Annotated in this window: 23 protein-coding genes, 3 tRNA genes and 1 pseudogene; 7 read left to right on the forward strand and 20 right to left on the reverse strand. The window is 70.3% G+C overall.

Features of this window, described 5'->3' with window-relative positions:
• Positions 1 to 19: 19 nt before the first annotated feature.
• From AB0B45_RS18465 to AB0B45_RS18485, 5 genes are all read right to left on the reverse strand, one after another.
• Complete coding sequence (locus tag AB0B45_RS18465) at positions 20 to 1,018, reverse strand: LacI family DNA-binding transcriptional regulator (protein ID WP_358131889.1); 999 nt, start codon at positions 1,016 to 1,018, stop codon at positions 20 to 22.
• A 6-nt stretch (positions 1,019 to 1,024) separates the two neighbouring features.
• A complete protein-coding gene (locus tag AB0B45_RS18470) occupies positions 1,025 to 2,425 on the reverse strand; it encodes a GH1 family beta-glucosidase (RefSeq protein WP_358131891.1) in 1,401 nt (466 codons plus the stop codon).
• Positions 2,422 to 3,273, reverse strand: coding sequence for a carbohydrate ABC transporter permease (locus AB0B45_RS18475; RefSeq protein ID WP_358131893.1), 852 nt, complete (start codon positions 3,271 to 3,273; stop codon positions 2,422 to 2,424). Before AB0B45_RS18475 ends, AB0B45_RS18470 begins: the two co-directional genes overlap by 4 nt.
• On the reverse strand, positions 3,270 to 4,226 hold the full coding sequence (locus AB0B45_RS18480) for a sugar ABC transporter permease (RefSeq protein ID WP_358131895.1): 957 nt from the start codon (positions 4,224 to 4,226) through the stop codon (positions 3,270 to 3,272). Before AB0B45_RS18480 ends, AB0B45_RS18475 begins: the two co-directional genes overlap by 4 nt.
• Before the next feature lie 97 nt (positions 4,227 to 4,323).
• Entirely contained in the window at positions 4,324 to 5,661 is a 1,338-nt protein-coding gene (locus AB0B45_RS18485) for an ABC transporter substrate-binding protein (protein WP_358131897.1), read from the reverse strand.
• A gap of 278 nt (positions 5,662 to 5,939) precedes the next feature.
• Between AB0B45_RS18485 and AB0B45_RS18490 the strand changes: the two genes are divergently transcribed.
• Entirely contained in the window at positions 5,940 to 6,269 is a 330-nt protein-coding gene (locus AB0B45_RS18490) for a CGNR zinc finger domain-containing protein (protein WP_358131899.1), read from the forward strand.
• 321 nt (positions 6,270 to 6,590) lie between these two features.
• Here the strand turns inward: AB0B45_RS18490 and AB0B45_RS18495 are convergent, their stop codons facing one another.
• The 4 genes from AB0B45_RS18495 to AB0B45_RS18510 all read right to left on the reverse strand — a co-directional run bounded on the left by AB0B45_RS18495 (position 6,591) and on the right by AB0B45_RS18510 (position 9,919).
• Entirely contained in the window at positions 6,591 to 7,190 is a 600-nt protein-coding gene (locus tag AB0B45_RS18495) for a hypothetical protein (RefSeq protein ID WP_358131901.1), read from the reverse strand.
• Positions 7,191 to 7,337: 147 nt separating this feature from the next.
• Positions 7,338 to 7,772, reverse strand: a complete 435-nt coding sequence (locus tag AB0B45_RS18500; protein ID WP_358131902.1) for a hypothetical protein — start codon at positions 7,770 to 7,772, stop codon at positions 7,338 to 7,340.
• 296 nt (positions 7,773 to 8,068) lie between these two features.
• Complete coding sequence (locus AB0B45_RS18505) at positions 8,069 to 9,037, reverse strand: alpha/beta hydrolase (RefSeq protein WP_358131904.1); 969 nt, start codon at positions 9,035 to 9,037, stop codon at positions 8,069 to 8,071.
• Positions 9,038 to 9,154: 117 nt separating this feature from the next.
• Positions 9,155 to 9,919 (reverse strand): VOC family protein, encoded by a 765-nt coding sequence (locus AB0B45_RS18510; protein ID WP_358131906.1) that lies wholly within the window; start codon positions 9,917 to 9,919, stop codon positions 9,155 to 9,157.
• Between the two features lie 141 nt (positions 9,920 to 10,060).
• Here AB0B45_RS18510 and AB0B45_RS18515 point away from each other — a divergent pair, with 141 nt between their 5' ends.
• A complete protein-coding gene (locus AB0B45_RS18515; protein WP_358131908.1) occupies positions 10,061 to 10,309 on the forward strand; it encodes a hypothetical protein in 249 nt (82 codons plus the stop codon).
• A gap of 59 nt (positions 10,310 to 10,368) precedes the next feature.
• Here the strand turns inward: AB0B45_RS18515 and AB0B45_RS18520 are convergent, their stop codons facing one another.
• Both AB0B45_RS18520 and AB0B45_RS18525 read right to left on the reverse strand, forming a co-directional pair.
• Positions 10,369 to 10,650 (reverse strand): DUF6508 domain-containing protein, encoded by a 282-nt coding sequence (locus tag AB0B45_RS18520; RefSeq protein WP_358132220.1) that lies wholly within the window; start codon positions 10,648 to 10,650, stop codon positions 10,369 to 10,371.
• A gap of 24 nt (positions 10,651 to 10,674) precedes the next feature.
• Positions 10,675 to 11,178 (reverse strand): annotated as a pseudogene (locus AB0B45_RS18525) (O-acetyl-ADP-ribose deacetylase); the annotation flags it as partial.
• A 35-nt stretch (positions 11,179 to 11,213) separates the two neighbouring features.
• On the opposite strand from AB0B45_RS18525, the gene AB0B45_RS18530 reads away from it, so the two are divergent.
• Positions 11,214 to 11,861, forward strand: coding sequence for a hypothetical protein (locus AB0B45_RS18530; RefSeq protein ID WP_358131910.1), 648 nt, complete (start codon positions 11,214 to 11,216; stop codon positions 11,859 to 11,861).
• 6 nt (positions 11,862 to 11,867) lie between these two features.
• On the opposite strand, the gene AB0B45_RS18535 is transcribed toward AB0B45_RS18530, so the two are convergent.
• From AB0B45_RS18535 to AB0B45_RS18560, 6 genes are all read right to left on the reverse strand, one after another.
• Positions 11,868 to 13,271 carry an NAD(P)/FAD-dependent oxidoreductase gene (locus AB0B45_RS18535; RefSeq protein WP_358131911.1) on the reverse strand — a complete coding sequence of 468 codons (1,404 nt, stop codon included), beginning with the start codon at positions 13,269 to 13,271 and terminating at the stop codon, positions 11,868 to 11,870.
• A gap of 35 nt (positions 13,272 to 13,306) precedes the next feature.
• Positions 13,307 to 14,503, reverse strand: a complete 1,197-nt coding sequence (locus AB0B45_RS18540) for a cytochrome P450 (RefSeq protein WP_358131913.1) — start codon at positions 14,501 to 14,503, stop codon at positions 13,307 to 13,309.
• Positions 14,504 to 14,590: 87 nt separating this feature from the next.
• Positions 14,591 to 14,665, reverse strand: a tRNA-Val gene (locus tag AB0B45_RS18545).
• A 1-nt stretch (position 14,666) separates the two neighbouring features.
• Positions 14,667 to 14,737, reverse strand: a tRNA-Cys gene (locus tag AB0B45_RS18550).
• A 29-nt stretch (positions 14,738 to 14,766) separates the two neighbouring features.
• A tRNA-Gly gene (locus AB0B45_RS18555) sits at positions 14,767 to 14,838 on the reverse strand.
• Positions 14,839 to 14,894: 56 nt separating this feature from the next.
• Entirely contained in the window at positions 14,895 to 15,548 is a 654-nt protein-coding gene (locus AB0B45_RS18560; protein WP_358131914.1) for an ACT domain-containing protein, read from the reverse strand.
• A gap of 134 nt (positions 15,549 to 15,682) precedes the next feature.
• Here AB0B45_RS18560 and dusB point away from each other — a divergent pair, with 134 nt between their 5' ends.
• A complete protein-coding gene (gene dusB / locus AB0B45_RS18565) occupies positions 15,683 to 16,792 on the forward strand; it encodes a tRNA dihydrouridine synthase DusB (RefSeq protein ID WP_358131916.1) in 1,110 nt (369 codons plus the stop codon).
• A 69-nt stretch (positions 16,793 to 16,861) separates the two neighbouring features.
• Entirely contained in the window at positions 16,862 to 18,751 is a 1,890-nt protein-coding gene (locus AB0B45_RS18570; RefSeq protein ID WP_358131918.1) for a TRAP transporter fused permease subunit, read from the forward strand.
• Positions 18,752 to 18,773: 22 nt separating this feature from the next.
• Here AB0B45_RS18570 and AB0B45_RS18575 read toward each other — a convergent pair whose 3' ends face one another.
• Positions 18,774 to 19,526: a transposase gene (locus AB0B45_RS18575; protein WP_358131920.1), complete on the reverse strand. Its 753-nt coding sequence runs from the start codon at positions 19,524 to 19,526 to the stop codon at positions 18,774 to 18,776.
• Positions 19,527 to 19,648: 122 nt separating this feature from the next.
• Here AB0B45_RS18575 and AB0B45_RS18580 point away from each other — a divergent pair, with 122 nt between their 5' ends.
• A complete protein-coding gene (locus tag AB0B45_RS18580) occupies positions 19,649 to 20,614 on the forward strand; it encodes a TAXI family TRAP transporter solute-binding subunit (protein ID WP_358131922.1) in 966 nt (321 codons plus the stop codon).
• Between the two features lie 58 nt (positions 20,615 to 20,672).
• Here the strand turns inward: AB0B45_RS18580 and AB0B45_RS18585 are convergent, their stop codons facing one another.
• Complete coding sequence (locus AB0B45_RS18585; RefSeq protein ID WP_358131923.1) at positions 20,673 to 21,167, reverse strand: DUF2087 domain-containing protein; 495 nt, start codon at positions 21,165 to 21,167, stop codon at positions 20,673 to 20,675.
• Positions 21,168 to 21,215: 48 nt separating this feature from the next.
• Here AB0B45_RS18585 and AB0B45_RS18590 point away from each other — a divergent pair, with 48 nt between their 5' ends.
• On the forward strand, positions 21,216 to 21,815 hold the full coding sequence (locus tag AB0B45_RS18590; RefSeq protein ID WP_358131924.1) for a hypothetical protein: 600 nt from the start codon (positions 21,216 to 21,218) through the stop codon (positions 21,813 to 21,815).
• Positions 21,816 to 22,293: 478 nt separating this feature from the next.
• Here the strand turns inward: AB0B45_RS18590 and AB0B45_RS18595 are convergent, their stop codons facing one another.
• Positions 22,294 to 24,798 (reverse strand): DUF3516 domain-containing protein, encoded by a 2,505-nt coding sequence (locus AB0B45_RS18595; protein ID WP_358131926.1) that lies wholly within the window; start codon positions 24,796 to 24,798, stop codon positions 22,294 to 22,296.
• Between the last annotated feature and the right edge of the window lie 21 nt (positions 24,799 to 24,819).

Genomic DNA, 24,819 nt, shown 5'->3' on the forward strand with positions numbered 1-24,819 from the left:
AGACGCGTTGTTCGTCCCCTCAGGCCGTGCCGCGCAGCACCAGATGGGTGTCGAGGATGAGCACGGGCTGGCGCAGCTCCTCGCCGTTGATCCTGGCCACCAGCAGGTGCGCCATCTGCCTGCCCATCAGCTCCGTCGGCTGGTGGACCGTGGTGAGCGGGGGATCGGTGTGCAGCGCCACCTTGGAGTCCTCGAACCCGACCACGGCCACGTCGCCCGGCACGGAGCGGCCCTCGGCCCTCAGCGCCCGCAGGGCGCCCATGGCCATCAGGTCGGAGGCGGCGAAGACCGCGTCGAGCTCGGGCCGCGTCCCCAGCAGCTCGCGCATCGCGCTCTCGCCGCTCTCCTCGGAGAAGTCGCCGAAGGCGACCAGCTCGCCCATGCCCGAGGCCAGAAGGGCGTCGCGGTAGCCCGCGAGCCTGTCGACGCCCACCCCCATGTCCTGCGGGCCCGCGATCGTCGCGATCCTGGAACGGCCAAGGCCGAGCAGGTGCTTGACCGCCTGCCTGGCCCCCGCCCTGTTGTCCATGTCGACGTAGCTGAAGGCCTCCAGCCCGACGGGACGGCCGCCGAGCACGGTGGGCACGCCCATCGCCTCCAGCCTTCCCGGCAGCGGGTCCTCACCGTGCAGCGACAGCAGCAGCACGCCGTCGACGTGCTGCCCCGTCAGGTAGTGCTCCAGCCGCTCGTGCTCACCAGGGGACTGCGCCATCGCGAGGATGAGCTGCAGCCCCGTCTCCGCCAGCGCCGAGCCGATGCCGCGGATGATGCCCGCGAAGTACGGCTCGTCGAAGATGCGCTGCTCCGACTCCGACACCACCAGCGCCACCGTGTCGGTGCGCCGCGTGACCAGCGTCCTGGCCGCCCTGTTCGGGACGTAGCCGAGCTCCTCGACAGCCTTCAGCACGGCGTCCCTGGCCTTCGTGCTCACCTTCGGCGAGCCGTTGATGACGCGGGACACCGTGCCCCTGCCGACCCCGGCGAGCGCTGCGACCGCTTCGAGCGTTGGTCGGTTCATGGCCATTCAGCTATTGTGCCGGATGGTTTCCGCGTACCACAGCGCGCTGTCCTTGGGGGTTCTGCGCTGGGTGGCGTAGTCCACGTGCAGGAGTCCGAAGCGCTTGCCGTACCCCCATGCCCACTCGAAGTTGTCCATCAGCGACCAGGCGAAGTAGCCCTCCAGCGGCACCCCCTCGTCGATCGCCGCCCTGCAGGCGCGCAGGTGGGCGTCGAGGTAGGCGATGCGGTCGGTGTCCCGCACCCTTCCGCCGGACAGCACGTCGTCGAAGGCCGCGCCGTTCTCCGAGACGACCAGCGGCAGGCGGGGGTAGTCGGCGGCCACCCGCACCAGGATCTCCCTCAGGCCGCTGTCGTCGATCTCCCAGCCCATCGCGGTGACGGGACGGCCGCCGTTGACGAACGAGACGTGCTCGCTGCCCACCCAGGGGGAGGCGGTGTCGGTCGGCGCCGCCGCAGCCGACGCGGCGCCGCCGGGGACGCCGGAGACGGTGAAGCGGCTGTAGTAGTTGACCAGCAGGACGTCGATCGGGGCGGCGATCGTCTGCTGGTCGCCGTCCTTCACGAACGCCATGTCCGTGACCCGCTCCAGATCCTCCAGCACGTCGGCCGGGTAGCGGCCCCTCAGCAGCGCGTCGAGGAAGAACCGGTTCTGCAGCCCGTCGATGCGCCGTGCCGCGTCGAGGTCGGCCGCGGCGTCCGTGGCGGGGGAGACCGCGTACAGGTTCACGCAGCCGCCGACCCTGTTGCCGTCGTTCTTGAGCACCCGCGCCGACAGGCCGTGCGCCAGGTTGAGGTGGTGCGCGGCCCTGACGGCGCCGGCCGGCTCCCGCCGTCCTGGCGCGTGCTCCCCCGAGGCGTACCCGAGGAAGGCGGCGCACCACGGCTCGTTGACCGTGGACCAGTCGCGCACCCTGTCACCCAGTGCCTCGTGCACGGCGGAGGCGTACTCGGCGAAGCGGTAGGCGGTGTCCCGCTCCGGCCAGCCGCCCCTGTCCTCCAGCGGCTGCGGCAGGTCCCAGTGGTAGAGCGTCACCCACGGGTCGATCCCCCGCTCGCGCAGCTCGTCCACCAGGCGCCGGTAGAAGTCGAGCCCCCGCTGGTTGATCGGGCCCGTCCCGTCGGGCTGCACGCGCGGCCACGAGACCGAGAAGCGGTAGGCGCTCAGCCCCAGCTCGGCCATCAGCGCCACGTCCTCGCGGTAGCGGTGGTAGTGGTCGATGGCCACGTCGGCGTTGTCGCCGCCGAGCACCCTGCCGGGCTTCCTGGAGAACACGTCCCAGATGGACTGGCCGCGCCCGTCCTCGCCGACCGCCCCCTCGATCTGGTACGCCGAGGTCGCCGCGCCCCACGTGAAGCCGGTGGGGAACAGCAGCCGGTCGTCGAGCCGGTCCTGTTGGGTTGTCACGCCTTGACCGCACCTTCCATGATGCCGCCGACGATCTGCCGGCCGAACGCGATGAACACGATGATGAGCGGGATGATGGACAACGCGGTCCCCGCGAAGATCAGCACATAGTTCGTGGAGAACCTCTCGTTGAGCGCCTGGATGGCGATCTGCACGGTCGGGTTGTCGGGCGTCAGCACGATCATCGGCCACATGTAGTCGTTCCACAGCAGCATGAAGGTGTTGATGCCGAGCACCGCCATGCCGGGCCGGACGGCGGGCAGCACGACGCTCCACCAGATCCGCATCGTCGAGGCGCCGTCCACCCTGGCCGCCTCGACCAGCTCGTTCGGCACCGCCTGCTCGGTGTACTGCGTCATCAGGAACACACCGAAGCCGTTGAGCAGGTACGGCAGGATCACCGCCGTGAGTGTGCCCGTCCACCCCAGGTCGACCATGAGCCGGTAGAGCGGCACGACGCCCATCTGCTGCAGCGGAACCATCATCGTCAGCAGGATCGTCAGCAGCAGTAGTCGCCTGCCACGAAAGTGCAGCCGGGAGAAGGAGAACCCGGCCAGCGTGGAGATCAGCACCACCGACACCGTCACGACGGTGGCCACGGTGAAGGAGTTGATCAGCCCGGTCATGAAGTGGGCGTCCTCGTTGGCCAGCACCGCCTGGATGTTGTCGCCCAGGTTGCCGCCGGGCAGGAACGGCGGCGGGACCTCCACGGCGTCGTCGTTGGTGCGCGAGGCGATGACGAGCATCCAGTAGAGGGGGAAGGCCGACAGCACGATCGCGACGGCCAGCATGACCTTGGTCATGACGGTGGCGTTCCACAGCCCGGGACCGCCTGTCGAGCCGGTCATCTGGTGCCCCCGATCCGGCGGACGAAAAGGAAGTTGATGAGAGCGCCGAGGAGGATGAGCAGGAACAGCAGCCAGGCCGCCGCGGCGGCGTAGCCGTAGTCGAACTCCCTGAAGCCCTGCTTGACGATGAACATCGCCACCGTCTGGAACTGGCCCTGCGAGCCGCCGTCCACGTTGCCGTTGTAGAAGGTGGTCGGCTCGGCGAACAGGGTGAGGCCGCCGATCGTCGAGTTCAGCACCACGAAGATCAGCGTCGGGCGCAGCATCGGCAGCGTGATCTGCCAGAACTGCCTGCGCCGCGAAGCCCCGTCGATCGACGCCGCCTCGTACAGGTCACGCGGGATCGTCTGCATGCCGGCCAGGAAGATGATCGCGTTGTAGCCGGTCCATCGCCAGTCGACCATGGTGGCGATCGCCAGCCACGAGGGGAGGCGCTCGGCCCGCCAGTTGATCGGGTCGACGCCGAACCAGCTCAGCACCCAGTTCACCAGGCCCCAGTCCCTGGCGTACAGTTGGGTGAAGACGACCGCGACCGCCACCACCGAGGTGACCAGCGGCAGCAGCACGCTCATCCTGATCGTCAGCCGCAGGCGCAGGCGCTTGTTGAGTGCGTTGGCCAGCAGCAGCGCCAGCAGCAGCTGCGGGATCGTGGCCAGCAGGAAGATTCCGACGGTGTTGACGACCGCGTTCCAGAAGTCGTCGTCGGCCAGCAACTGGACGTAGTTGCCGAGGCCCGCCCACTCGGTGGTGCCGGCCAGGTCGTAGTCGTACAGCGAGTACCACAGCGTGAACGCCAACGGGAACAGCCCGAAGAACGCGAAGAGCACGAAGTAGGGGGAGATCAGGACGTACGGCATGGCCCTGATGTCCAGGACGGACCGCCAGCGCCTGCCGTTCCCCTGCGGTGGCGGCGCGGCGACCCTCAGGGGCGCCTTTTCCAGGTGAAGGCTCATGGAGACCTCTCGCTTCGGGGACGGGCGACCGGCCCGCCTGCGACGTGTCGCGGCGGCGGGCCGGAGCCGGTCACGGGGTCGCGGCTGTCGGGCCGGATCAGCCCGCGGCCTTGACCGCGTCGTCCACGAGCTGCTGCCAGGCCTTGTCCTGGGCGACCGAGCCGTCGTCCATGCCCTGCACCACTGACTCGATGGCGTTCTTCACCTGCGTGTGCTTCACCCCGAGGAACACCGGCTGCAGCGAGGCCGCCGACTTGGCGAAGATGTCGCCGATCGGGGCGTCGTTGAAGAAGGCGTTCTTCGCGCCCGTCACCGCCGGGTCCTGCTGGGCCTTGGTGTTGCTCGGCATGTTGCCGAAGTCGGTGAACACGCTGGCCTGCACCTCCGCGCTGGTCAGGTAGTCGGCGACCTGCGCCGCCTCCTTCGGGTGCGCCGACTGCTTGGGTACGGCCAGCCACGACCCGCCCCAGTTGCCGCCGCCACCGGGAACCGCCGCGACGTCCCACTGGCCCTTGGCGCCCTCGCCCGCGTTGCCGCTGACGACGCCGAGCATCCACGAGGGGCAGCCGACGGTGGCGAAGGCGTTCTTCTTGGTGCCCGTCGCCCACTCCTCGGTGAAGTTGCGCAGCTTGGCGGTCAGGCCGAGCTGGGTCATCTTCTGGGCGAAGTCGAAGGCCGTCTTCACCGCGGGGTTCTTGTCGACGACGAGCGCGTTGGTCTTGTCGAAGTAGGCGAGGTTGCCGTTCTTGGCCGCCTCCTGGACCAGCACCACGTTGTAGAGGGTGTTGGTGCCGTCGGTGAACTTGGCGTCCTTCACCTTGCCCTGGAAGCGCTGGCCGACCTTGAGGAAGTCGTCCCAGGTCGGCCACAGGGCGCCGACCTCGTCGCGCTCGGTCGGCAGGCCCGCCTTCTCGAACAGCGTCTTGTTGTAGCAGATGCTCATGCCGCCGATGTCGGTGCCGAGCCCGAACACCTTGCCGTCGGCGGAGACGCCGTTCTCCCACTTCCAGGCGGGGTAGTCGGCCTGGCGGCCGGACAGGCCCTGCTCGCCCAGGTCGGCCCACCACTCGGGGTGCGCCTTCGCCAGGCCCATGCCGCCCTCGTCGATGCCGACGACGTCGCCCGCGCCCTTGCCCGCCTGCAGCCACTGGATCATCTGCGGCCAGTAGACCTGCTCGAACTGGTCGGTGAGCACCTCCAGCTTGATCTGGACGTCCTTGTGCTCGGCGTTCCACTTGGTGACGGCGTTCTTGTAGCCGAAGTTCTCGCCGCCGCCGAACACCTGGACCCTGACGGTGACGGGCTCGGCGGCGCCGGAAGCCGCAGGGGCGCCGGTGGGGGTGGCGGTGGTGCCCGAGCCGCAGGAGGCGATCGCCAGGGCGGTCGCGGCCAGGGCGGCGGCGGTGAGGCTGCCGCGGCGCTTGGTGGTCATCATTCTGGACCTCTCTCGGGTGGTCGCGGCCTCGTCCCCGGCCGTTGGAACCGCGGGTGGACGTTTTTGGGAGCGCTCCCACGAAGAGTGTCCGAGAGGGTGGCCGAACGTCAATATGACGAAACACAACCGTTACCGAGGAGGTGTTTTCGCAGCATGAATCCGCATTTATAGGTATAAACGCCTCAGGCATGTCTTTGGGAGCGCTCCCATATCGCAACTCCCCCGTATGCCTCACTCCATCGGAAGGCGGTGCCGCAATGGAGAGCTATCCTGCGGGCGTGCATTCGACGAAGGCCATGGCCCCCCGCGCCGTCGCCCTGATCGTGGCGCTCCTCCACGAGCGCGCGGACGTGGATGCGGTGGCCCGCGTCCTCCTGGAGTACGGCGAGCGGCCACCCCTCGACCTCACCCCGCACGACGTCGAGACGATGCGCTTGGCGGCGGCGCGACTGGCCGGGGTGTTCGCGCGCGTACCCGGCGGACTGTGCGCCGCGACGGGCTGCGGCAAGCCGTACCTGGACCTAGGCGGAGGCAGCCCCCGCCGATACTGCGGCACCCGCTGCGCCACCAGAGAACGCGTCGCCGCCCACCGCGCCGCCCATCCCTGACGGCACACCCGCGCCGAACGGATCGATCGGGACTCCACCCGCGGTGCCTCTGGGGTCCGCCGTCTCCGGATGCCCGCAGGGTCGCGCCTGCGGGGTCGTCCTCGGCTCTCGTCCGCCGGTCCGGGCATTCCGGCGCCACGCCGGATGATGCCGCCTTCCGTCAGGCGGTGGTCGCACTCGTAGCTCGGGGAGGGCGACAGGAGAGGACGAAGACGACGGCTGCCACGAGTTGGATGGCGGCCCCTGCCAGCAGCGCGGCGGTGGGGGAGTGGGCGGCCAGCGGTCCGGCCATCGCCGAGCCCAGCGCGAACGAGGTGATCTTCAGGCTGGCTCCCGTGGTGAAGACCTGGCTGCGCGGCCGGGCGGCGCCTCGCGGTGCCGTACCGCGAACAGGGCGGTGAGTTGTGGTCCCTCGCCCAGCCCCACGAGCGCTACGGCCGGCGCCGTCATCGTGAAGCTTCCCGCCAAGGCGGTCAGCGCCAGGCCCGCGCCGACGATCAGTACGCTCGCGAGCACGACGGCGTCCGGGCGGCCGGCGGGGAATTTGGCGAGCACGGCGTTCGCCACGAGGGCGCTGGCGGCCAGCACGGAGAGCAGCAGCGTGCCGTACCCGGGATCACCGGCCAGGCGGGCGTCGAGCAGCGGGGCGGAGACCGTCAGCGTCGCGAGACCCGCGTAGGAGATCATCGAGGTCAGCGTGGCGCGCCGGAGGCTCCTCGTTCGTGCGAGGGCCGCGAACCCGGCGAGCAGTCCGCGGCGCATGCCGCGGCGCGGCGAGTCGTGGACGCCCTCGGCTGCGGGCCCGGAATCGACGGCTCCTCCGGTCGGCTGCGACGAGCGAGAGGCGGCAGCGTCGGCCTCGGACCGCCGCGAAGGGGCGCCCAGGGTGGTGGCGGCCTCGGGATTTGGTTCGGCGGCCACTCGGGGTTGCCGGGAGGCGCCGGTGCCGCCCGAAGCGCTCGGTGCCGGCGAGCCTGAGACGGCGGCAGGGACCTCAGACGTTGGATCGGCGCTGAAGTGAGGTACATGTAACGCCTTAGCACTCATGAGACGTTACATGCGTCGGTGCTAGCTCGGGTAGCCGTTGCGTTGGTTGGCCCGTACGGCGCCCTGGTAGGCGTCGACAAGACCCCACACCCACAGGCCGAAGGCGACGGGCAGGATCAGGAAGCCGATGAGCACGAACGTCAGGATGATCCCGAAGAACAACGCGGCGTACGACCCGACGAGGATGCCGACCCCCTTGGCCGTGTCCCCGTTGACGATCGACCCGACCCCGGGCAAGAAGAACGACAGGAGGACCGAGATCGCCGGCTCTTTGCGCGGAGGCGGCGGGCCGGGAGGCCGCTGTCTGGTGTACGGCACGGCGGGGTGTCCGAAGGGACCGGGGATCTGCTGGCCGTACGGGATCGGGGGGTGCGAGGGGGGGTCGTAGGGCTCTGAGGGGTAGTGCAGGCCGTACGAGTCGGACGAGCCATACGGATAGGGCTGCTGGTCGGACAAGACGACCCCCAGGGACGAGACGGGCGCTGTCTCACAACACTATGCCCAGCCCCGCCGATCTGGCCGAAATCCTGGTCAGCCTGGCGGTGTGCGGGGCCTTCTGCCGCGCCTGCCGACGCTTCTCCCCCACCTCGCACTCTCACTGGTCCGCCTGGTCACCTGACCGCTGGCCCGGAGCCCCGGCCGAAGGCGACAACCCACTACCGGGGCCGGCGCTCAGATCCCCAGCGCCCGCCGTGTCCGACGCGATCCGGAGCGACGGGCCGACCCCGGGAAGCCGGGGGCGGCGAGGTCCGTCAGGAGAGCAGGGCTCGCCGCAGGGCGATGATGCGCGCCGCGCCGGCCCGGCGGCTCACCTCCGCCTCGGGGATGATCAGGTCGAAGCCGTGGAACGCGCCCGCGTACAGGTGGAACTCGGTGGACACGCCCGCCTGGGCGAGCCGCTTCGCATAGGTGAGGCACTCGTCGCGGAACACCTCCAGCTCGCCGACGTCGATGAACGCGGGTGGCAGCCCGGTAAGGTCGTCGGCCCTGGCCGGAGCCGCGTACGGCGAGACGTCATTGGTCCCCTTGCGGTCGCCGAGCAGCGAGGTCCATCCGAAGATGTTGGCCGCGCGGTCCCACACCACCGCGGTCTCGAACTCCAGCGTGGACGGCGTGGCATCGCGGTCGTCGAGCATCGGGCAGACCAGGAGCTGGTAGGCGAGGGCTGGGCCGCCCCTGTCCCTGGCCAGCAGCGCCGTGCCCGCCGCGAGCCCGCCCCCTGCGCTGGCCCCGCCCACCGCCAGGCGAGCAGGGTCGATGCCCAGCTCGGCGGCGTTCTTGGCGGTCCAGGCCAGGCCCGCGTAGCAGTCTTCGACCGGCGCGGGGTCTGGGTGCTCGGGCGCGAGGCGGTAGTCGACGGAGACCACCACGCATCCGACCTCCTTGACGAACCGCCCGACGAGCGCGTCGTCGGCCTCGGGCATGCCGACGATCATCCCGCCGCCGTGGATCCAGTAGAGGCACGGCAGCGGCTCCTCCGCGGCCTCGGCGGGACGGTAGACGCGCAGCCGTACATCGGGAGCGCCCTCGGGACCCTGCGCCCACCGCTCCTCGATCGTGACGAGCGGATCGTCGACGGCCGCCGACGCGTACATGGCGGCCGCCTGAGCCCGCAGCTCGGGCAGGTCCTCCGCCGTGAGCGTCGACACCTCGGGAAAGGGCATCTCGAACCGGTCGAGCGCGGCGGCGAGTTCGCGGTCGAGGTTGGGGTGGTGGGGCATCGTCTGGCACCTTCCGGTTGACGGGGCGTGCACCTCGATGGTGCGTGGCGGGGCACGTCCCCCACAACCGAAAGGCGGCGGAGATGCGCGCCGATCCGGCCGCCGGACGGCGGGCGGTCAGGTGGCGCTGGTGATCACCGCGAACCGGGCGCCGAACGGGTCGTCGAGCGCCGCGAAGCGGCCCACCCCTTCGACCGACTCGGCCGGCATGACGACGGTGCCGCCGAGCTCCTGGGCGCGGGCGACCGCGGCGTCGCAGTCGGCGACCTCGAAGTAGGGCATCCAGCGGGGCTTGTCGCCCTCCGCCGTCTGGACGAGACCGCCGAAGGCGGGGTTGTCGCCCTGGGCGGTCGAGAACACGATGTAGTCCATGGGGCCCATGGGCACGGTCTCGACCGTCCAGCCGAAGACGGCCCGGTAGAACGGCTGGACCGCGGTGGGATCAGGCACGTGGAGCTCCACCCAGCCGAGCGAGCCCTGATCGGTGACCAGCTCGAGGCCTGCGGTGTCGCCGCCCTGCCATACGGCGAACTCCGCGCCCGCAGGGTCGGTGAAGTGGGCCATCCGCCCCTCGGTGAAGACGTCGGACGGCTCCACGCGGACGGTGCCGCCGTGCTGCTCGACGAGCTTGGCCGAGGCATCGGCGTCGGGCGTGGCGAAGTAGGTGGTCCAGGCGGCGCCGGCACCCTCTTCCATGAGTGGACCCAGGGCCGCGACGGTCTTGCCGTCCTGCTGGAAGAAGCCGTAGTCGCCGCCGCCGGGGCCCGCCGACCGGAAGGACCAGCCGAAGACACCACGGTAGAAGGCGGCGGCTCCTTGGACGTCGGGGGCGCCGAGGTCTATCCAGTTGGGTGCCCCTGGAGAGAACTGAGTGGTGAGCATGGAGCCAGCTTGGCACCCTCCACCGACGAAAACCGGGAACGCCGGAGAGCGCTGCGGTTCGTGCGCCGCCAGGCGAACGCGTTTTCCTTCGGAAACCGGGTAGGTGGTCGCGGTCATGTTCCACGAGCGGGGAGGCCGACGATGCCGCTCATCGACACCGACTGTGTCCGCCAGCTGCTGGAGTCCGCGGACCCCGACGCGACCCTGGTGTTCGTGCGGGGCGACTGCGTGGTGATGCCGGGCGACCAGGTCGACGAGGCACACCGCGGCCTAGTCATCGCCAGGCGGGCTGACCTGAGGGAGTTCGTCCCCGGCGAGCACGCCACCGAGCAGGAGTTGCAGACGCTCGCGCACCGGCTCGACAACGTGGTCCGCGACCTGGGCTCGTAGCCCCGGCGTCCGTACGGCAGGCCGCCCCGGCCCCCAGGCCCCGCCGGTCGGGCTCGGCGTCAGCGTTCGGTCTCGTACCAGCGGCGCAACCGGTCGAGGATCGGCTTCAGCATGTCCAGGTCGGGCGCGGGCCCGCCGAACCGTTCGGCGCGGACGATCGAGGTGGCCAGCCGTACGGCGTCGCTCACCGGAGCCCCGGCCACGTCGACGGTGGTGGTGCGCCGCCAGAGCGGCCAGTCGAAGCCGACGACCACGCCGAGCTGGTAGAGCAGCCCGACATCGCCGGTCTCGAACACCTCGCGCCAGCGGTCGGCCGGCTGGGCGGACAGCGCGGCGACGATCTCGTCGTTGGTCGGCCCCGAGCTCTCGACGGCCTGCTGGAAGGCGGTGTGCGCGTCATGGTCGAACAGCACGAACCGCACCTCTTCCACGCCCGTGTGCGCCGCCTTGACCGTGCAGGCGGCGACGCGGGCCGCGGAGTCGAGCGGCCAGCCGTAGATGCCCGCCGAGATGGCGGGAAAGGCGACGCTGGCCGCGCCAAGGGAGTCGGCGACCTTGAGCGACTCGCGGTAGCAGGAGGCCAGCTGCGCGGAGCGATCCTGCTCGGCGGAGTGGACGGGACCGACCGTGTGGATCACCCAGCGGGCGGGGAGCTCGCCCGCCGTGGTCGCGACGGCCTGGCCGGTCGGCAGGCCCTTGCCGTACTTGGAGGCGCGCAGCCGCCGGCACTCGGCGAGGATGGCGGGGCCGCCGCGCCTGTGGATGGCGCCGTCGACCCCGCCGCCGCCCATGAGGGAGGAGTTGGCGGCGTTGACGACGGCGTCCACGCGCTGCTCGGTGATGTCGCCCTGGACCAGCGTGACCCTCATGTGACAGAAGCCTAGAACTCTGGTCGACTCCTCCGGTGACCGTCCACGACCTCGCCGCCGCCATGCCCGACATCCCCACGCTCCGCGACCGCTGCAGAGCCCTGGCCGCCCTGGACGCCATCCTCGGCGGCGAGTGGGCCTGCCGCTCCTACGACCCCGCATGGGGGCCCGGTGAGGAGATGGCGTCGATGGACAACGGGTCGGGCGACGGGTACTCGATCGTCTTCACCGCGGACGGCGCCTACGTGCGCGGCTTCGACCATGAGTCGCCGATGAGCCCGTGGGCGGCCGAGCCCGTGGCCCTGTGGCCGGGGCTCGTGGACCAGGTGCCCGAGGCGTTCCGCGCGCAGGTGGAGGAGCCCGCGTTCACGATGGACGGCGTGCCGAGCATCACCGTCTGCCTGTGGCGGACCCACGACGACACCCGCTGGCACGCGGGTTCGATCGACTTCCCGCTCGGCGAGCACGGCGACCCCGACGGCGCCGACTGGCTGTTCTCGCTCCTGACCGGACTCACGGCGAAGGCGTACCAGGAGTGGGCCGAGGACTACTACGAGACCGAGGTGCCGCTCGACGCGGTCGAGCACGTCCTCGCCCTCCGGCCGCTCACCGCCGAGATCGTCGCGGCCCTCAACGCCGACGCCGGGATGGCCGACCTCGAGGAGATCGGCTATCCCGCGTGACGGCCCTCAGAGCCCGTACTCCTCCAGCAGCCGCAGCCAAACCTCGCTGACCGCCGGGAACGACGGCACAGCGTGCCACAGCGTGTCGAGCGGCACCTCCGCTGTGACCGCGATCGTGGCCGCGTGCAGCAGCTCGGCCACCGCAGGACCCACGAACGTGACGCCGAGCAGCACCTTGCGCTCCTCGTCGACGACCGCCTTGGCTCGCCCTCTGTAGCCCTCGCCCATCAGCGACGCGCCCGCGACGTTGGCCATGTCGAACTCGACCGCGCGCACGGCGAAGCCGTCGGCGCGGGCGGCCTGCTCGGTACGGCCGACCGAGCAGACCTGCGGGTCGGTGAACACCACCTGGGGCGCGCCCCTGCCGTCGGCGCTGTCGCGCAGCGAGGGGGCGTCGTCGGGCCTGCCGTGCGCGCGGGCGGCGATGACGTCGCCGCACACCCTGGCCTGGTACTTGCCCATGTGGGTGAGCAGGTTGCGGCCGTTGATGTCGCCCACGGCGTACAGCCAGTCCGAGCCGGGCACCCGCATGCTGTCGTCCACATGGACGGCGCCGTCCACGTCGAGGCCGAGGTCGTCGGTGGCGGGCCTGCGGCCCGTGGCCACGAGCAGTTCGTCGGCCTCCACGCTCTCGCCGCCCTCCAGATGGACGGTGACGGGGCCGCCGTCCTCGGCCCGCTCGACGCGGGCGACCTTGGCGCCGAGCCGTACGTCGATCCCCTTCTCGCGCATCGAGTCGGCCAGCATCTCCCCGGCGAACCGCTCCGTCCGGCCCAGCAGGCCGCCGCCGCGCACCAGGAGCGTCGTCTCGGCGGCGCCCAGGAAGTGCAGCGCCTGGGCCATCTCGCAGGCCACCACTCCGCCGCCGAGGACGACCAGGCGCGCGGGCACCTCGCGGACCGAGGTGGCGTCCCTGCTGAACCACGGCCGCGCCTCGGCCAGCCCAGGGACGGGCGGGACGACGGGCACGCTGCCGGTGGCCAAGACCACGGCGTGCCTGGCGCGCAGCGTGGTGACCGTTCCGTCCCTGCCCTTCACCTCCACCAGGCGCTCGCCCGCCAGGCGGCCCCTGCCGCGCAGCAGCAGCGCGGGCAGCTTGGTGATCCAGTCGGCCTGGCTGCTGTCGTCGAGGTGGCCGACCGCCTTGTCCCTGCTGTTCAGTACCGCGGCCACGTCGACGGGCCCGGCGAGCGCCAGCCCCGGCACCCTGTCCACCTCGGCCTCCAGCTCCATCGGCCGCAGCAGCGCCTTGCTGGGGATGCACGCGTAGTAGGAGCATTCGCCCCCGGCGAGGTGATCCTCGACGACGGCGCACGACAGACCGCCGCGCACCACCCGTCCCGCCACGTTCTCTCCTGCGGGGCCCGCGCCGATCACGACCACGTCCACGTCGGTGCTCTGCATCGTCATGTTCCGACCGTAAGCCCTGCGGGTGCCTCGGGCTGTCACCAAGTCAGGAAGACCGCCTCGGGGGAGCGGTGGATGAGGGTGAGCGCCATGCCGACCTCCTCGTCGGCCAGTCGCAGGCCGGGCAGCTCGCGCATCAGGGTCTGCAGCGTGATCCGGGCCTGCTCCTTGGCCAGCTGCGAGCCAGGGCATCCGTGCGGCCCGTGGCCGAACGACAGCTGCCTGAACGCGGGACGGGTGATGTCGAACTCGTCGGGGCGCGCGTTGGCGTCGGCGTCGCGACCGGCGGAGGCGAAGGAGACGAAGACCACGTCGTCCTCCTCCAGCTGGGTGCCGCTCAGCGTCACGCTGGTGGTGACCGTACGGCGGAAGCCCTGGACGGGCGCCTCGAACCTGAGCGCCTCCTCGATCGCCGCGGGGACCAGCTCGGGCCGCTGGCACAGCAGCTCCCACTGGCGGCGGTCGCGCAGCAGGTTGAGCACCAGCGTGCCGAGCAGCGCGGTCGCCGTCAGGTGTCCGGCCAGCAGCAGGTTCTGCAGGTTGGAGACGATCTCCTTGCGCTGGTCGAGCGTCAGCTCGTCGGAGCCGGGCGCCAGGTCCCTGACCATCTCGGTGATCAGGTCGTCGCGCGGGTCCTCCCTGCGGGCGCGGGCGTAGCCGTCGAGCAGGTGCTGCAGGGCCACGATCTCCTTCGCGGCCTCGACCTGCCCGGCCTCCGTCAGCTCGGTGAACAGCAGGCTCTCGGCCTGCTGCGCGCCCCTGATCGCGCCGGGGACGTCGGCGGGGTCCAGGCCCAGCAGGTGCCCGATCACGTCGGCGGGCAGCGGCTTGGCGTAGGCCGCCATCCACTCGACCTGGCCGTCACCGGAGAACGAGTCGATGAGCGCCTCGGCCCGCTTGGTGACGAACGGCAGGGCGGCGGCCACCCTGCTGGGCGACAGGCCCCTGGTGAGCGGCCTGCGCAGGCGGCGGTGCGCCTCCCCGTCCGCGGTGAGCACCGCCTGGACGCCGCCGAGTCCTTTGACCAGCTCCGAGAGAGCGGCGCGTCCAGGCAGATAGTCGGGCTTGAGCGCGCGAGCCGAGGAGAAGTACTCGGGCTTGCTCAGCACCTCGCGCACGTCGTCCCGCCTGCTGACCAGCCAGGCGCCCAGCTGGGGCAGGAAGGTGAGGCCGCGGGTCCTGCGGGCCTCGGCGTAGACCGGGTACGGATCGCGGTAGAAGGGCTCAGCGTTCACCCGCCCATCGTGGCGGGTGACCGTATGCCGGACAAGATCTGACGTGTCGGCGAACACGAAACCCCAGGCCCGCGGGCCTGGGGTGTGTGGTGGACGATACTGGGATTGAACCAGTGACCTCTTCCGTGTCAGGGAAGCGCTCTCCCGCTGAGCTAATCGTCCGAGGTGGAGACGGGATTTGAACCCGTGTGGACGGCTTTGCAGGCCGCTGCCTCGCCTCTCGGCCACTCCACCGAGGGAGGCCTTCAGCGATGGCCTCTCCGAGCGGAAGACGGGATTCGAACCCGCGACCCTCACCTTGGCAAGGTGATGCTCTACCACTGAGCCACTTCCGCGTTGCCGCTCACTCGCGGCGACAAGGAAACTCTAGCGGAGTTTCCGAGCACATGCGTCATCCATCGCTCCTGCGCAGCTGCCTGGCCACGCTGCGCTCGGTCGACGGCAGGGTCAGAAAGATCTCCAGAATCCTGGTCAGCCGGTGGACCTCGATGCGGTGGAAGGCGGGACCCTCGGAGCGCGCCAGGATCAGCGTGAGCGCCAGCGGCGGCAGGGGAGCGGCGATGATGTGCACGCCGGAGTCGAGGGTGGAGGCGACGGGCCTGGGCGGGGTGACCTCGGGTAGCGGGACGTGCTGCGGCGCGCGCCAGCTGGAGTAGACCAGGGCGCGCGGGTCCCTGTCGGTGCCGGCGGCCGCCCAGTCGGCGCTGAACAGCACCGGCATGGAGTCGATCAGCGTGGACAGCGCCCTGTCGCCCGCCGTGGTGATGTACTTGAGTATCTCCAGCTCGGGATAGGTGCCCGGGGCCTCGCGCGTGGTCCACACGCCTTCGACGGTGACGCCCTGCACGCCCGCCAGGCTCTTGGCGAGCGTCTCCTTCGAGGTGTTGTCGGGGCAGAAGAGCGTGAAGTCGTCGAGCGCCCTTCCCGCGCCCCGCTCCAGTACGGTGACCTGGGTGATGTCGGCTCCTGCCGCACCGAGCGCGCGGGTGATCTGGCCGAGGGCTCCCGGCCTGTCGGGCAGCCCGATGCGTAGTCGCAGAAGCATCGATGGCCTCCCGATGTCGCAGATCGATCCCAGGTCACACCCTATCCGCGAATAACGCTCACGGGTCCTGGTGCGCTAGAACTTAACAAACCGACCGTCGAAGCAGTCGCAGGAAGCGAGGGTGGCGCTCCGCCATGAAGATCGGGCCGCTCGAGGTGTGGCCGCCGGTGGTGCTCGCACCGATGGCGGGTATCACCAACGCGCCGTTCAGGGTGCTCTGCCGCGAGCAGGGGGCGGGGCTTTTCGTGTGCGAGATGATCACCACGAGGGCCCTGGTCGAACGCAACCCCAAGACCATGCGGATGATCAGGTTCGCCGACTCGGAGCGGCCGAGGAGCATCCAGCTCTACGGCGTCGACCCCGAGATCGTCGGCAGGGCGGCGAAGATGATCGCCGAGGAAAACCTGGCCGACCACATCGACCTCAACTTCGGCTGCCCCGTGCCCAAGGTGACGCGCAGGGGCGGCGGGTCGGCGCTGCCGTACAAGAGGAACCTGCTGCGGCGGATCCTGCGCGCGGCGGTCGGCAACGCCGGCGCGCTGCCCGTGACGATGAAGATGCGCAAGGGCATCGACGACGACCATCTCACCTACCTCGACGCGGGCAGGATCGCCGTGGAGGAGGGCGTGGCCGCCATCGCGCTGCACGGCCGTACGGCCAGGCAGCACTACGGCGGCGTCGCCGACTGGGAGGCGATCAGGCGGCTGAAGGAGGCCGTCACCGAGATCCCCGTGCTCGGCAACGGCGACATCTGGAGCGCCGACGACGCGCTGCGCATGGTGGCCGAGACCGGGTGCGACGGCGTGGTCGTGGGGCGCGGCTGCCTCGGCCGCCCCTGGCTGTTCAGGGATCTGGAGAACGCCTTCAACGGCGGCGACGAGCGGGCCAGGCCGACCCTCGGACAGGTCGCGGACACGATGGCCAGGCACGCCGAGGGCCTCACCGAGTGCTTCGACATCGAGCGCTACGCCATCGCCGACTTCCGCAAGCACGTCGGCTGGTACCTCAAGGGCTTCACCGTCGGCGCCGACCTGCGGCGCGAGCTGGCCACCGCCGAGTCGCTCGACGGGCTCAGGTCGAGCCTGGCCAGGCTCGACCGCGACCAGCCGTGGCCGCCCAACACCGACACCCCGCGCGGCAAGTCGGGCGAGCGCGACAGGGTGCACCTGCCCGACGGCTGGCTCGACGACCCCTACGACTGCGTCGTGCCGGAGGACGCGGAGTCCGACATCTCGGGCGGCTGACCCGTCCGGCGAGATCGCCGTCAACGATCTCTTGACTTCTTGTCGGTGCGCATGGGTAACTTGCCCAGCGTGAGCGCCTCTTCAGCCGAGGACCTGATCGCCGAGTACGACGCCGAACGCCCCGTGCGCAAGCTCAGCGGGCGCGTCTCGGCCCTCGTGACGGTCATCGCGCTCGGGCTCGCGCTCTACGTGCTGTGGTGGACCTTCTTCCCCGGCGCGATCCAGCCGTACCGGATCGGATTCCTCGCGGTCGTGCTGCCGCTGGTGTTCATCTGCTTCGGGCGCGACAAGGAACGCCCCTCGGCCCTCGACTGGACGCTCGCGGCGCTCGCCCTGGCGGCATGCCTCTACCCGCTGATGGTGTTCGACGCGTTCATCAGGCGCGCCTTCGACCCGACCACGCTCGACATCGTCGCGGGCCTGGCGATCACCGCGCTGGTGCTCGAGGCGGCGCGCAGGACCGTCGGCTGGATCCTGCCGGCGGTCTGCCTGGTCTTCATCGCCTACGCCTACTGGGGAGGCTGGATCCCGATCGGCTGGTCGATCGGGCACAGGGGCTACGACATCGACCGCATCGTCGTCGCCTTCACGATGGGCACCGAGGGCATCTACGGCGTGCCGCTCGACGTGGCCGCCACCTACATCATCCTGTTCACCATCTACGGCGCGGTCCTCGACCACTCCGGCGCGGGCAAGTTCTTCGTCGACGTCTCGCTCGCCGCCTTCCGCAGGTCGCGCTCGGCTCCCGGCCGTACGGTGACCATGGCGGGCTTCCTGCTCGGCACCGTCAGCGGCTCCGGCGTGGCCACCACGGTCAGCGTCGGCAGCGTGGCCTGGCCGATACTCAAGCGCGCGGGCTACCCGAGAGAGCAGGGCGGCGGCGTGCTGGCCGCCTCCGGCATCGGCGCGATCCTGTCGCCGCCGACGCTGGGCGCCGCGGCCTTCATCATCGCCGAGTACCTCAGGGTCAGCTACCTCCAGGTGCTGCTCTACGCCACCATCCCGACCGTGCTCTACTACCTGGGCATCTTCCTGGCGATCGAGATGGACGCCAGGAAGTACGGCACGCACGCGGTCGCCGTCGACGCGCCCAGGCTGGGGCCGCTGGTCAGGCGCTACGGCTACCACTTCAGCTCGCTCTTCGTGATCATCATCCTGATGGCCCTCGGCCAGTCGCCGTTCCGCGCCGTGGTCTACGCGACGCTGCTGGCCTTCGCGCTGTCGTTCCTCGACCCCGAGCACAGGCTCACGCCCCGGAGGGCCGCCGAGGCGCTGGCGGCGGGCGTCAAGGGCGTGCTGCCCGTCGCGGCCACCTGCGCGGCGGCCGGCACGATCGTCGCCGTCGTCACGCTGACCGGGCTCGGGCTGAAGGTCAGCTCGCTCATCGTCGGCCTGGCGGGCGGCAACCTGATCGCCACGGCCGTGATGTGCGCGGTCGCGGTGCTGCTGCTCGGCCTGGCCGTACCGGTGACGGCCTCGTTCGTGATCGCGGCCGTCATCATCGGGCCCGCGCTGACCAAGCTCGGGGTGAGCTTCCCCGAGGCCTACATGTTCATCTTCTACTACGCGGTGCTGTCGGAGGTGAGCCCGCCGACCGCGCTGTCGGCCTTCGCCGCCTCGGCGATAACCGGGGGCAACGCCTACCGCACCATGCTCGCCACGTGGAAGTACTCCCTGCCGGCCTTCCTCGTGCCGTTCGCGTTCGTCCTGACCCCGGCTGGAGGCGCGCTCCTGGGGCAGGGGAGTCTGTGGCAGATCGCCTGGACGTTCGCCGCGTCGGCGCTGGCAGTCGTGGCGCTCGCGGTGGCCACGGGCGGCCTGGCGGGTCCCGTCCCGCGGGTCCTGTGCGGGGTGGCCGCGCTGCTGCTCCTGGTGCTGTCACCTGTGCCGATCGCGATCGGCTCAGGTCTCGTGCTGCTTGCGCTCGCCGTACACCTATTGACATCCTCCCCCGCCTGAAGGCGGGGGATTCCAACAGCAACTACCCCACCAGGAGGAGGTCGCGTTGAGGTTCGCGGTTCACCGGCACCGGCAACCCGGAGCCTCCCCGCGCAGACACGGCATGCCCTGCCGCGTGCCGGATGTTACGAGCCGCGTTCACATCCGCGTTGCAGGCGTATCCGCAAGACCGGCAACGGAAGGCGGCTTGGCTCTCGCGCGCCTCCCCATCGACGATCCCGCACGCCGAGCACCGCTGGCTCGTGTACGCCGGATGGATCTTCACGACGCGGCCGGGAGCCTTGTGCTCCAGCCGTTCGACGAGTCGGCCCCATCCGGCGGCCAGAATGCCTCGGTTCAGCCCGGCCTTCTGGCGGATGTTTCGGCCGGGCGTTTCGATGGTGCCTTTCGCCGAGCGGGTCATGCCACGCACGTTGAGGTCTTCGACGGCGATGACGTCGAAGTGGCGGGCCAGGCCGGTGGAGGTCTTCTCGATCCAGTCCTTGCGCCGATCCGTCTCGCGCGCCTTCAGTCTCGCGATCGCCGCCTTAGCCTGCCGCGCCTGTTCGAGCCGCGCTCGGCTCGCGCGAGCCTGCGCAGCAGCCGCAGCAGGCGCGCCTTCTCCGCCTCGCGCAAGGTGGGCGCGTGCAACAGCGCGCCCGTCGACAGCGCCGCGCTGACGGCCACACCCCGGTCGACGCCGACGATCTCGCCCGCGCCGGGCGCGGGGATCGGATCGGGGATGGCGGCGAACGCGACATGCCAGCGCCCGGCCGCATCCCGGGTAGCGGGACACGCCGATCAACCTACCGACCGCCACCGACACAATCAGGAGAACACAGTGCCCGACCGTGCCGCGTTTCCTCCCCGCCCCGAAGGACGAGGCCTCCACGCTGTAGCTGATCGAAGGAGACGCACATGAGGTTGTTGTCCGTGGCGTTCTTGGCGGTGATCGTGGCCGTGGCCGGCTGCGGAGGCGACAGGGGCGCCGAACGAGCAGAACAGACAGGAGGCGGCGGGAAGCGGCTGTCGATCGCGACAGGAAACACCACCGGCGTCTACTACATCATGGGCGGCGGCCTGGCCGACCTCATCAGCAAGAACCTGCCCGGTTACGAGGCCACGGCCGAGGCGACCGGCGCGTCGGTGGAGAACATCCAGCGCGTGGTCAAGGGCGACTCCGACCTCGGCTTCACCCTCGCCGACTCCGCGGCCGACGCGGTGCAGGGCAAGGGCGCGTTCTCCTCCGCCCAGCCGATCAGGGCCCTGGCCCGTCTCTACAACAACTACACCCAGGTCGTGGCGTCAGCCGAGTCAGGGGTGAAGAGCATCGCCGACCTCAAGGGCAAGCGGGTCTCCACCGGTTCGCCCAACTCGGGCACCGAGGTGATCTCGCTGCGGCTGCTCAAGGCGGCGGGCCTCGACCCCGACAAGGACGTCACCCGCCAGGCGCTCGGCCTGCCGGAGAGCGTCGACGCCCTGAAGTCGGGCGGGCTCGACGCGCTGATCTGGTCGGGCGGGCTGCCCACGCCCGGCATCACCGACCTGACGACGACCATGAAGGAGAAGGCGGTCTTCGTGCCGCTGGACGACGTGCTGCCCAAGCTGCAGGCCGAGCACGGGCAGGTCTACGCGGCGGGCAGCATCGGCAAGGACGTCTACCAGGCGCCCGCCGACGTGGCCACGGTGGTGGTGCCCAACCTGCTGGTGGTCAACGAGAAGATGGACCCCGCCCTGGCCGAGAGCATCACGAAGCTGATCTTCGACCACCACGCCGACCTGGTCGCGGTCTCGAAGGCGGCCACGGAGATCACCAAGGAGACGGCGGTGAAGACGGAGCCCGTCCTGCTGCACGACGGGGCGAAGAAGTACTTCGGTTCGTAGGCTTGTGAGGGGCACGGCGGGCCGGGCCGGCGATCACCGGGTCCGGCCGCCGCCCCGGCTACAGGTCGACCTGCCCGCCGCTGCGCCAGTAGACGTTGGCCTCCCTGCTCAGCAGGTCCGCCTCGACCAGATAGCGCCGCAGCGCGGAGAAGTCGTGATGGAAGGCGCGCAGCACCACGTTCACGTCCTTCTCGGAGTAGCGGACGCCGGGCTCGAAGAGCCTGGCGATGTGGTGCAGCACCACCAGCCGCTTCTCATGCTTCGTGGGGATCTCCTTCAGCCGCCCGTCCACCAGGAAGGCCTGCAGGATCCGCTCCTCCTGCGTCAACGCCCGAGGCGGCGGGGCCGCCGCCTTCAGCAGCTCGCGGAAGCGCTCGGGCCGCGCGGCCCAGCTCCCGTCCTCCCGTCGTACGGCGAGGCCGCCGCGCTCCAGCCGTTCCAGGACGTCCTCACCCGCCTCCGGTGGCCGGCCCAGCACCAGGGCGGCGAAGGCGCGCAACGCCGTGTCCTGGTGGAGGAGCCCAAGGACCCGCCGGATGTCTTCGTCGCTCATGTAGCTATTTTGAACCATTGGATCACCTCGAGCGTCTGATCCAGCGTGATGACCAACCTGCTGCTCGCCGGGGCCCTCGCCTTGACCGCCGCGCCCGCCGACACCATCCCCAAGGGCTTCCTGCTCTGGGAGAAGGCTGCGGCCAAGAAGGACGACAATCCCGAGACGAACTGGACCGTCAACAAGCGGGCCACGGCCAAGCTCACCGTGAACCCGTGCGACAAGGCGAAGCTCGCCTCGGCGGGACGCGTCGCCGCCCGCACGATCGTCTACACCTCGGTGCCCGATTTCCAGAAGTCCGAGCAGGTGATCCTCTACTCGACCAAGGACCAGGCCGCCCTGGCGCTGGCCGACCTCAAGGCGGCGTTGCGGACCTGCGGGTCCGTCAAGTCCGAGGGGTCGGAGTACAGGTACTCGGGCAAGGTGGTCACGCTCGGTGACGAGGGGCTGGCCGTGACCGGGCAGAACTACGCGGGTCGCAAGCCGGCGATCGGCGGCGAGCGCGCGATCGTGTCCCGCAAGGGCAGCGCCCTGGTGGTCTACTCGCAGGCAGGGGAGTGGGGGAAGCCGGCGGCGGCGGACTTCGCGGCGCAGACCAAGGACGCGACGAAGATGCTCGGGAAGATCTGCGCGATCGCGTCCTGCTGATTGTCACGAGCTTGAGACATGATCATGACACGATCGCGGTGTCGTGACGTGGATCCTTGGAAGGAGACGTGTGCCGGGGCGCCCTTGCCAGTCCGTTCCGGCACACGTTCAGCCGTTTTCCGGCTGACCGGTGAGCGTCCCCCGCCGAGCGGGTCAGGACCACCAGATCTCCCGAGGGGCCGACCGCCGAGGCCGAGCATCGAGCCGACCTCGCCGCCGCGGCCTGAGCGCCGCGCCAGAGCCCGGCTGACGCCCGGCATGCCGATCACGATCTGGTCGAGATCGGCCGCCGACAGCCCAGCCGTGGCCGCTCCAGGGCGGGCGCGCTCGTTGGGAGTCCGCAGCACGCGCGGGCTCCCCGACGTCAGGATCGTCCGCTACCGGCCCGCCGCGTCCCGGGCGACCGGCCGGGCCGCGGTCGATGCGGTCGCCTGGGCCGGTCGTCAGGGATCGTCGTCGTCGTCGGCGCCGAGCAGGGTCACAGGCGGTTGAGGCCGAGGACGTGAAGGACGGCGCGGCCCTCCTCGTCGGAGGCGGCCAGGTCGACCTGGGCGTCGATGCCCCAGTCGCCGTCACCCGCGGGATCCTTGACGACCTGGCGCACCTTCCAGAGCTCCTTCTCCTCGGTGATGCGCAGCAGGCCGGGCCCGCGCGCGTCGGCGTCGGTGAAGATCTCCTCGTGTTCGTCGTAGTAGGCGTCGAGCGCCGCGCCCCAGTCGACGTCGGGAGCCAGCTCCTCCAGCTCGTCCTCCTTCTCCAGCGCGCACAGCTCGACCAGGCGGAACATCGCGTTCCTGACCAGGACCCTGAAGGCGCGGGGGTTGCCGGTGACCGGCCTGACCTTGCGCTCCAGCTCCTGCTCGTGCTCCAGCGCCGTCTCGGGGTTGCTGAGCTTCTCCCACTCGTCGATCAGCGAGGAGTCGACCTGCCGGACCAGCTCGCCGAGCCACTCGATGAGGTCGACGAGATCGTCGGTCTTCAGATGCTCGGGGATCGTCCGGCTCAGCGTCCTGTACGCGTCGGCCAGGTAGCGCAGGACCGCCCCCTCCGACCTGGACAGCTCGTAGAACTGGATGTACTCGGTGAACGTCATCGCCCGCTCGTACATGTCGCGCACGACGGACTTCGGGCTGACGGTGTAGTCGGCGACCCACGGGTGGCCACGCCGGTAGGTCTCGTACGCGCCGAGCAGCAGCGTCTCCAGCGGCATCGGATACATGATCTCCTGCAGCTGCTCCATGCGCTCCTCGTACTCGATCCCGTCGGCCTTCATCTGCGCCACGGCCTCGCCGCGGGCCTTCTTCAGCTGGGCCGACAGCACCTGGCGCGGGTCGTCGAGGATGGACTCCACGATCGAGACCATGTCGAGCGCGTAGCTGGGCGACTCCAGGTCCAGCAGGTCGAAGGCGGCCAGCGCGAAGGTGGACAGCGCCTGGTTGAGCGCGAAGTCCTCCTGCAGGTCGATGGTCAGGCGGGCCTTCCTGCCCTGGTCGTCGGGCTCCCTGAGCTGCTCCACCACGCCGCCCGCCAGCAGCGAGCGGTAGATCGCGATGGCCTGGCTGATGTGCCGCCGCTGCCACTTGCGGTCCTCGTGGTTGTCGGTGAGCAGGTGCTTCATGGCGGCGAAGCAGTCGCCCGGCCGGTTGATGACCGCGAGGAGCATGGCGTTGCTGACCTTGAAGCGCGAGGCCAGCGGCTCGGGCTCGGCCGTCTGCAGTTTCTCGAACGTCTCCTCGCTCCAGCCGACGAACCCCTCGGGCGGCTTCTTGCGGGCGTAACCGCGGCGGCGCTTGGGATCGTCGCCGATCTTGGCCAGGGCCTTGGCGTTCTCGATGTCGTGCTCGGGGGCCTGGCAGGCGACGTAGCCGATCGTGTCGAAGCCCGCGCGGCCGGCCCGGCCGGCGATCTGGTGGAACTCGCGGGCGCGCAGGCGGCGCACCTTGTTGCCGTCGTACTTCGACAGCGCGGTGAACAGCACGGTCCTGATCGGGACGTTGACGCCGACGCCGAGCGTGTCGGTGCCGCAGATGACCTTCAGCAGGCCCGCCTGGGCCAGCCGTTCGACCAGCCGCCGGTACTTCGGGAGCATGCCGGCGTGGTGGACGCCGATGCCGTGCCGTACCAGGCGGGACAGCGCCCGGCCGAACCGCGTGGTGAACCGGAAATTTCCGATCATGGCGGCGATGGCTTCTTTCTCGGCCTTCGTCGCCATGTTGATGGACATGAGGGACTGGGCGCGCTCCATCGCCGCGGCCTGCGTGAAGTGGACCACGTAGACCGGCGCCTGGCCCGTGCTGAGCATCTCCTCGAGCGTCTCGTGCAGCGGGGTCATCCGGTAGGAGTAGACCAGCGGGACGGGGCGCTCGGCGTGCTTGACGACCGAGGTCTCCTTGCCCGTGCGCCTGGTGAGGTCCTCCTTGAACATGGTGACGTCGCCGAGCGTCGCCGACATCAGCACGAACTGCACGTTCGGCAGCTCCAGCAGCGGCACCTGCCACGCCCAGCCGCGGTCGGGCTCGGCGTAGAAGTGGAACTCGTCCATGACGACCTGGCCGATGTCGGCCGCGGCGCCGTCGCGCAGCGCCACGTTCGCGAGGATCTCCGCGGTGCAGCAGATGATCGGGGCGCCAGGGTTGACGCTGGCGTCGCCCGTCATCATGCCGACGTTCTCGGTGCCGAACAGCGACACCAGGTCGAAGAACTTCTCCGAGACCAGCGCCTTGATCGGCGCGGTGTAGAACGTGCGCTGGTCGCGGGTCAGGGCCGCGAAGTGGGCTCCCGCCGCGACCAGGCTCTTGCCCGACCCCGTCGGCGTGGCGAGGATCAGGTTGTTTCCCGAGACGACCTCGATCAGCGCCTCCTCCTGCGCCGGGTAGAGGGTGAGCCCGCGTTCGGAGTTCCACGCGACGAACGCGTCGAAGATGGCATCGGGATCGGCGTCGATCTCTTCGGGAAGGCGGTCTATGAGGCTCACCCTCTCCATCTTGCCAAGGACAAGGCCCAA

This window comes from Nonomuraea sp. NPDC049152 (assembly GCF_040648355.1).
Lineage (GTDB): Bacteria > Actinomycetota > Actinomycetes > Streptosporangiales > Streptosporangiaceae > Nonomuraea.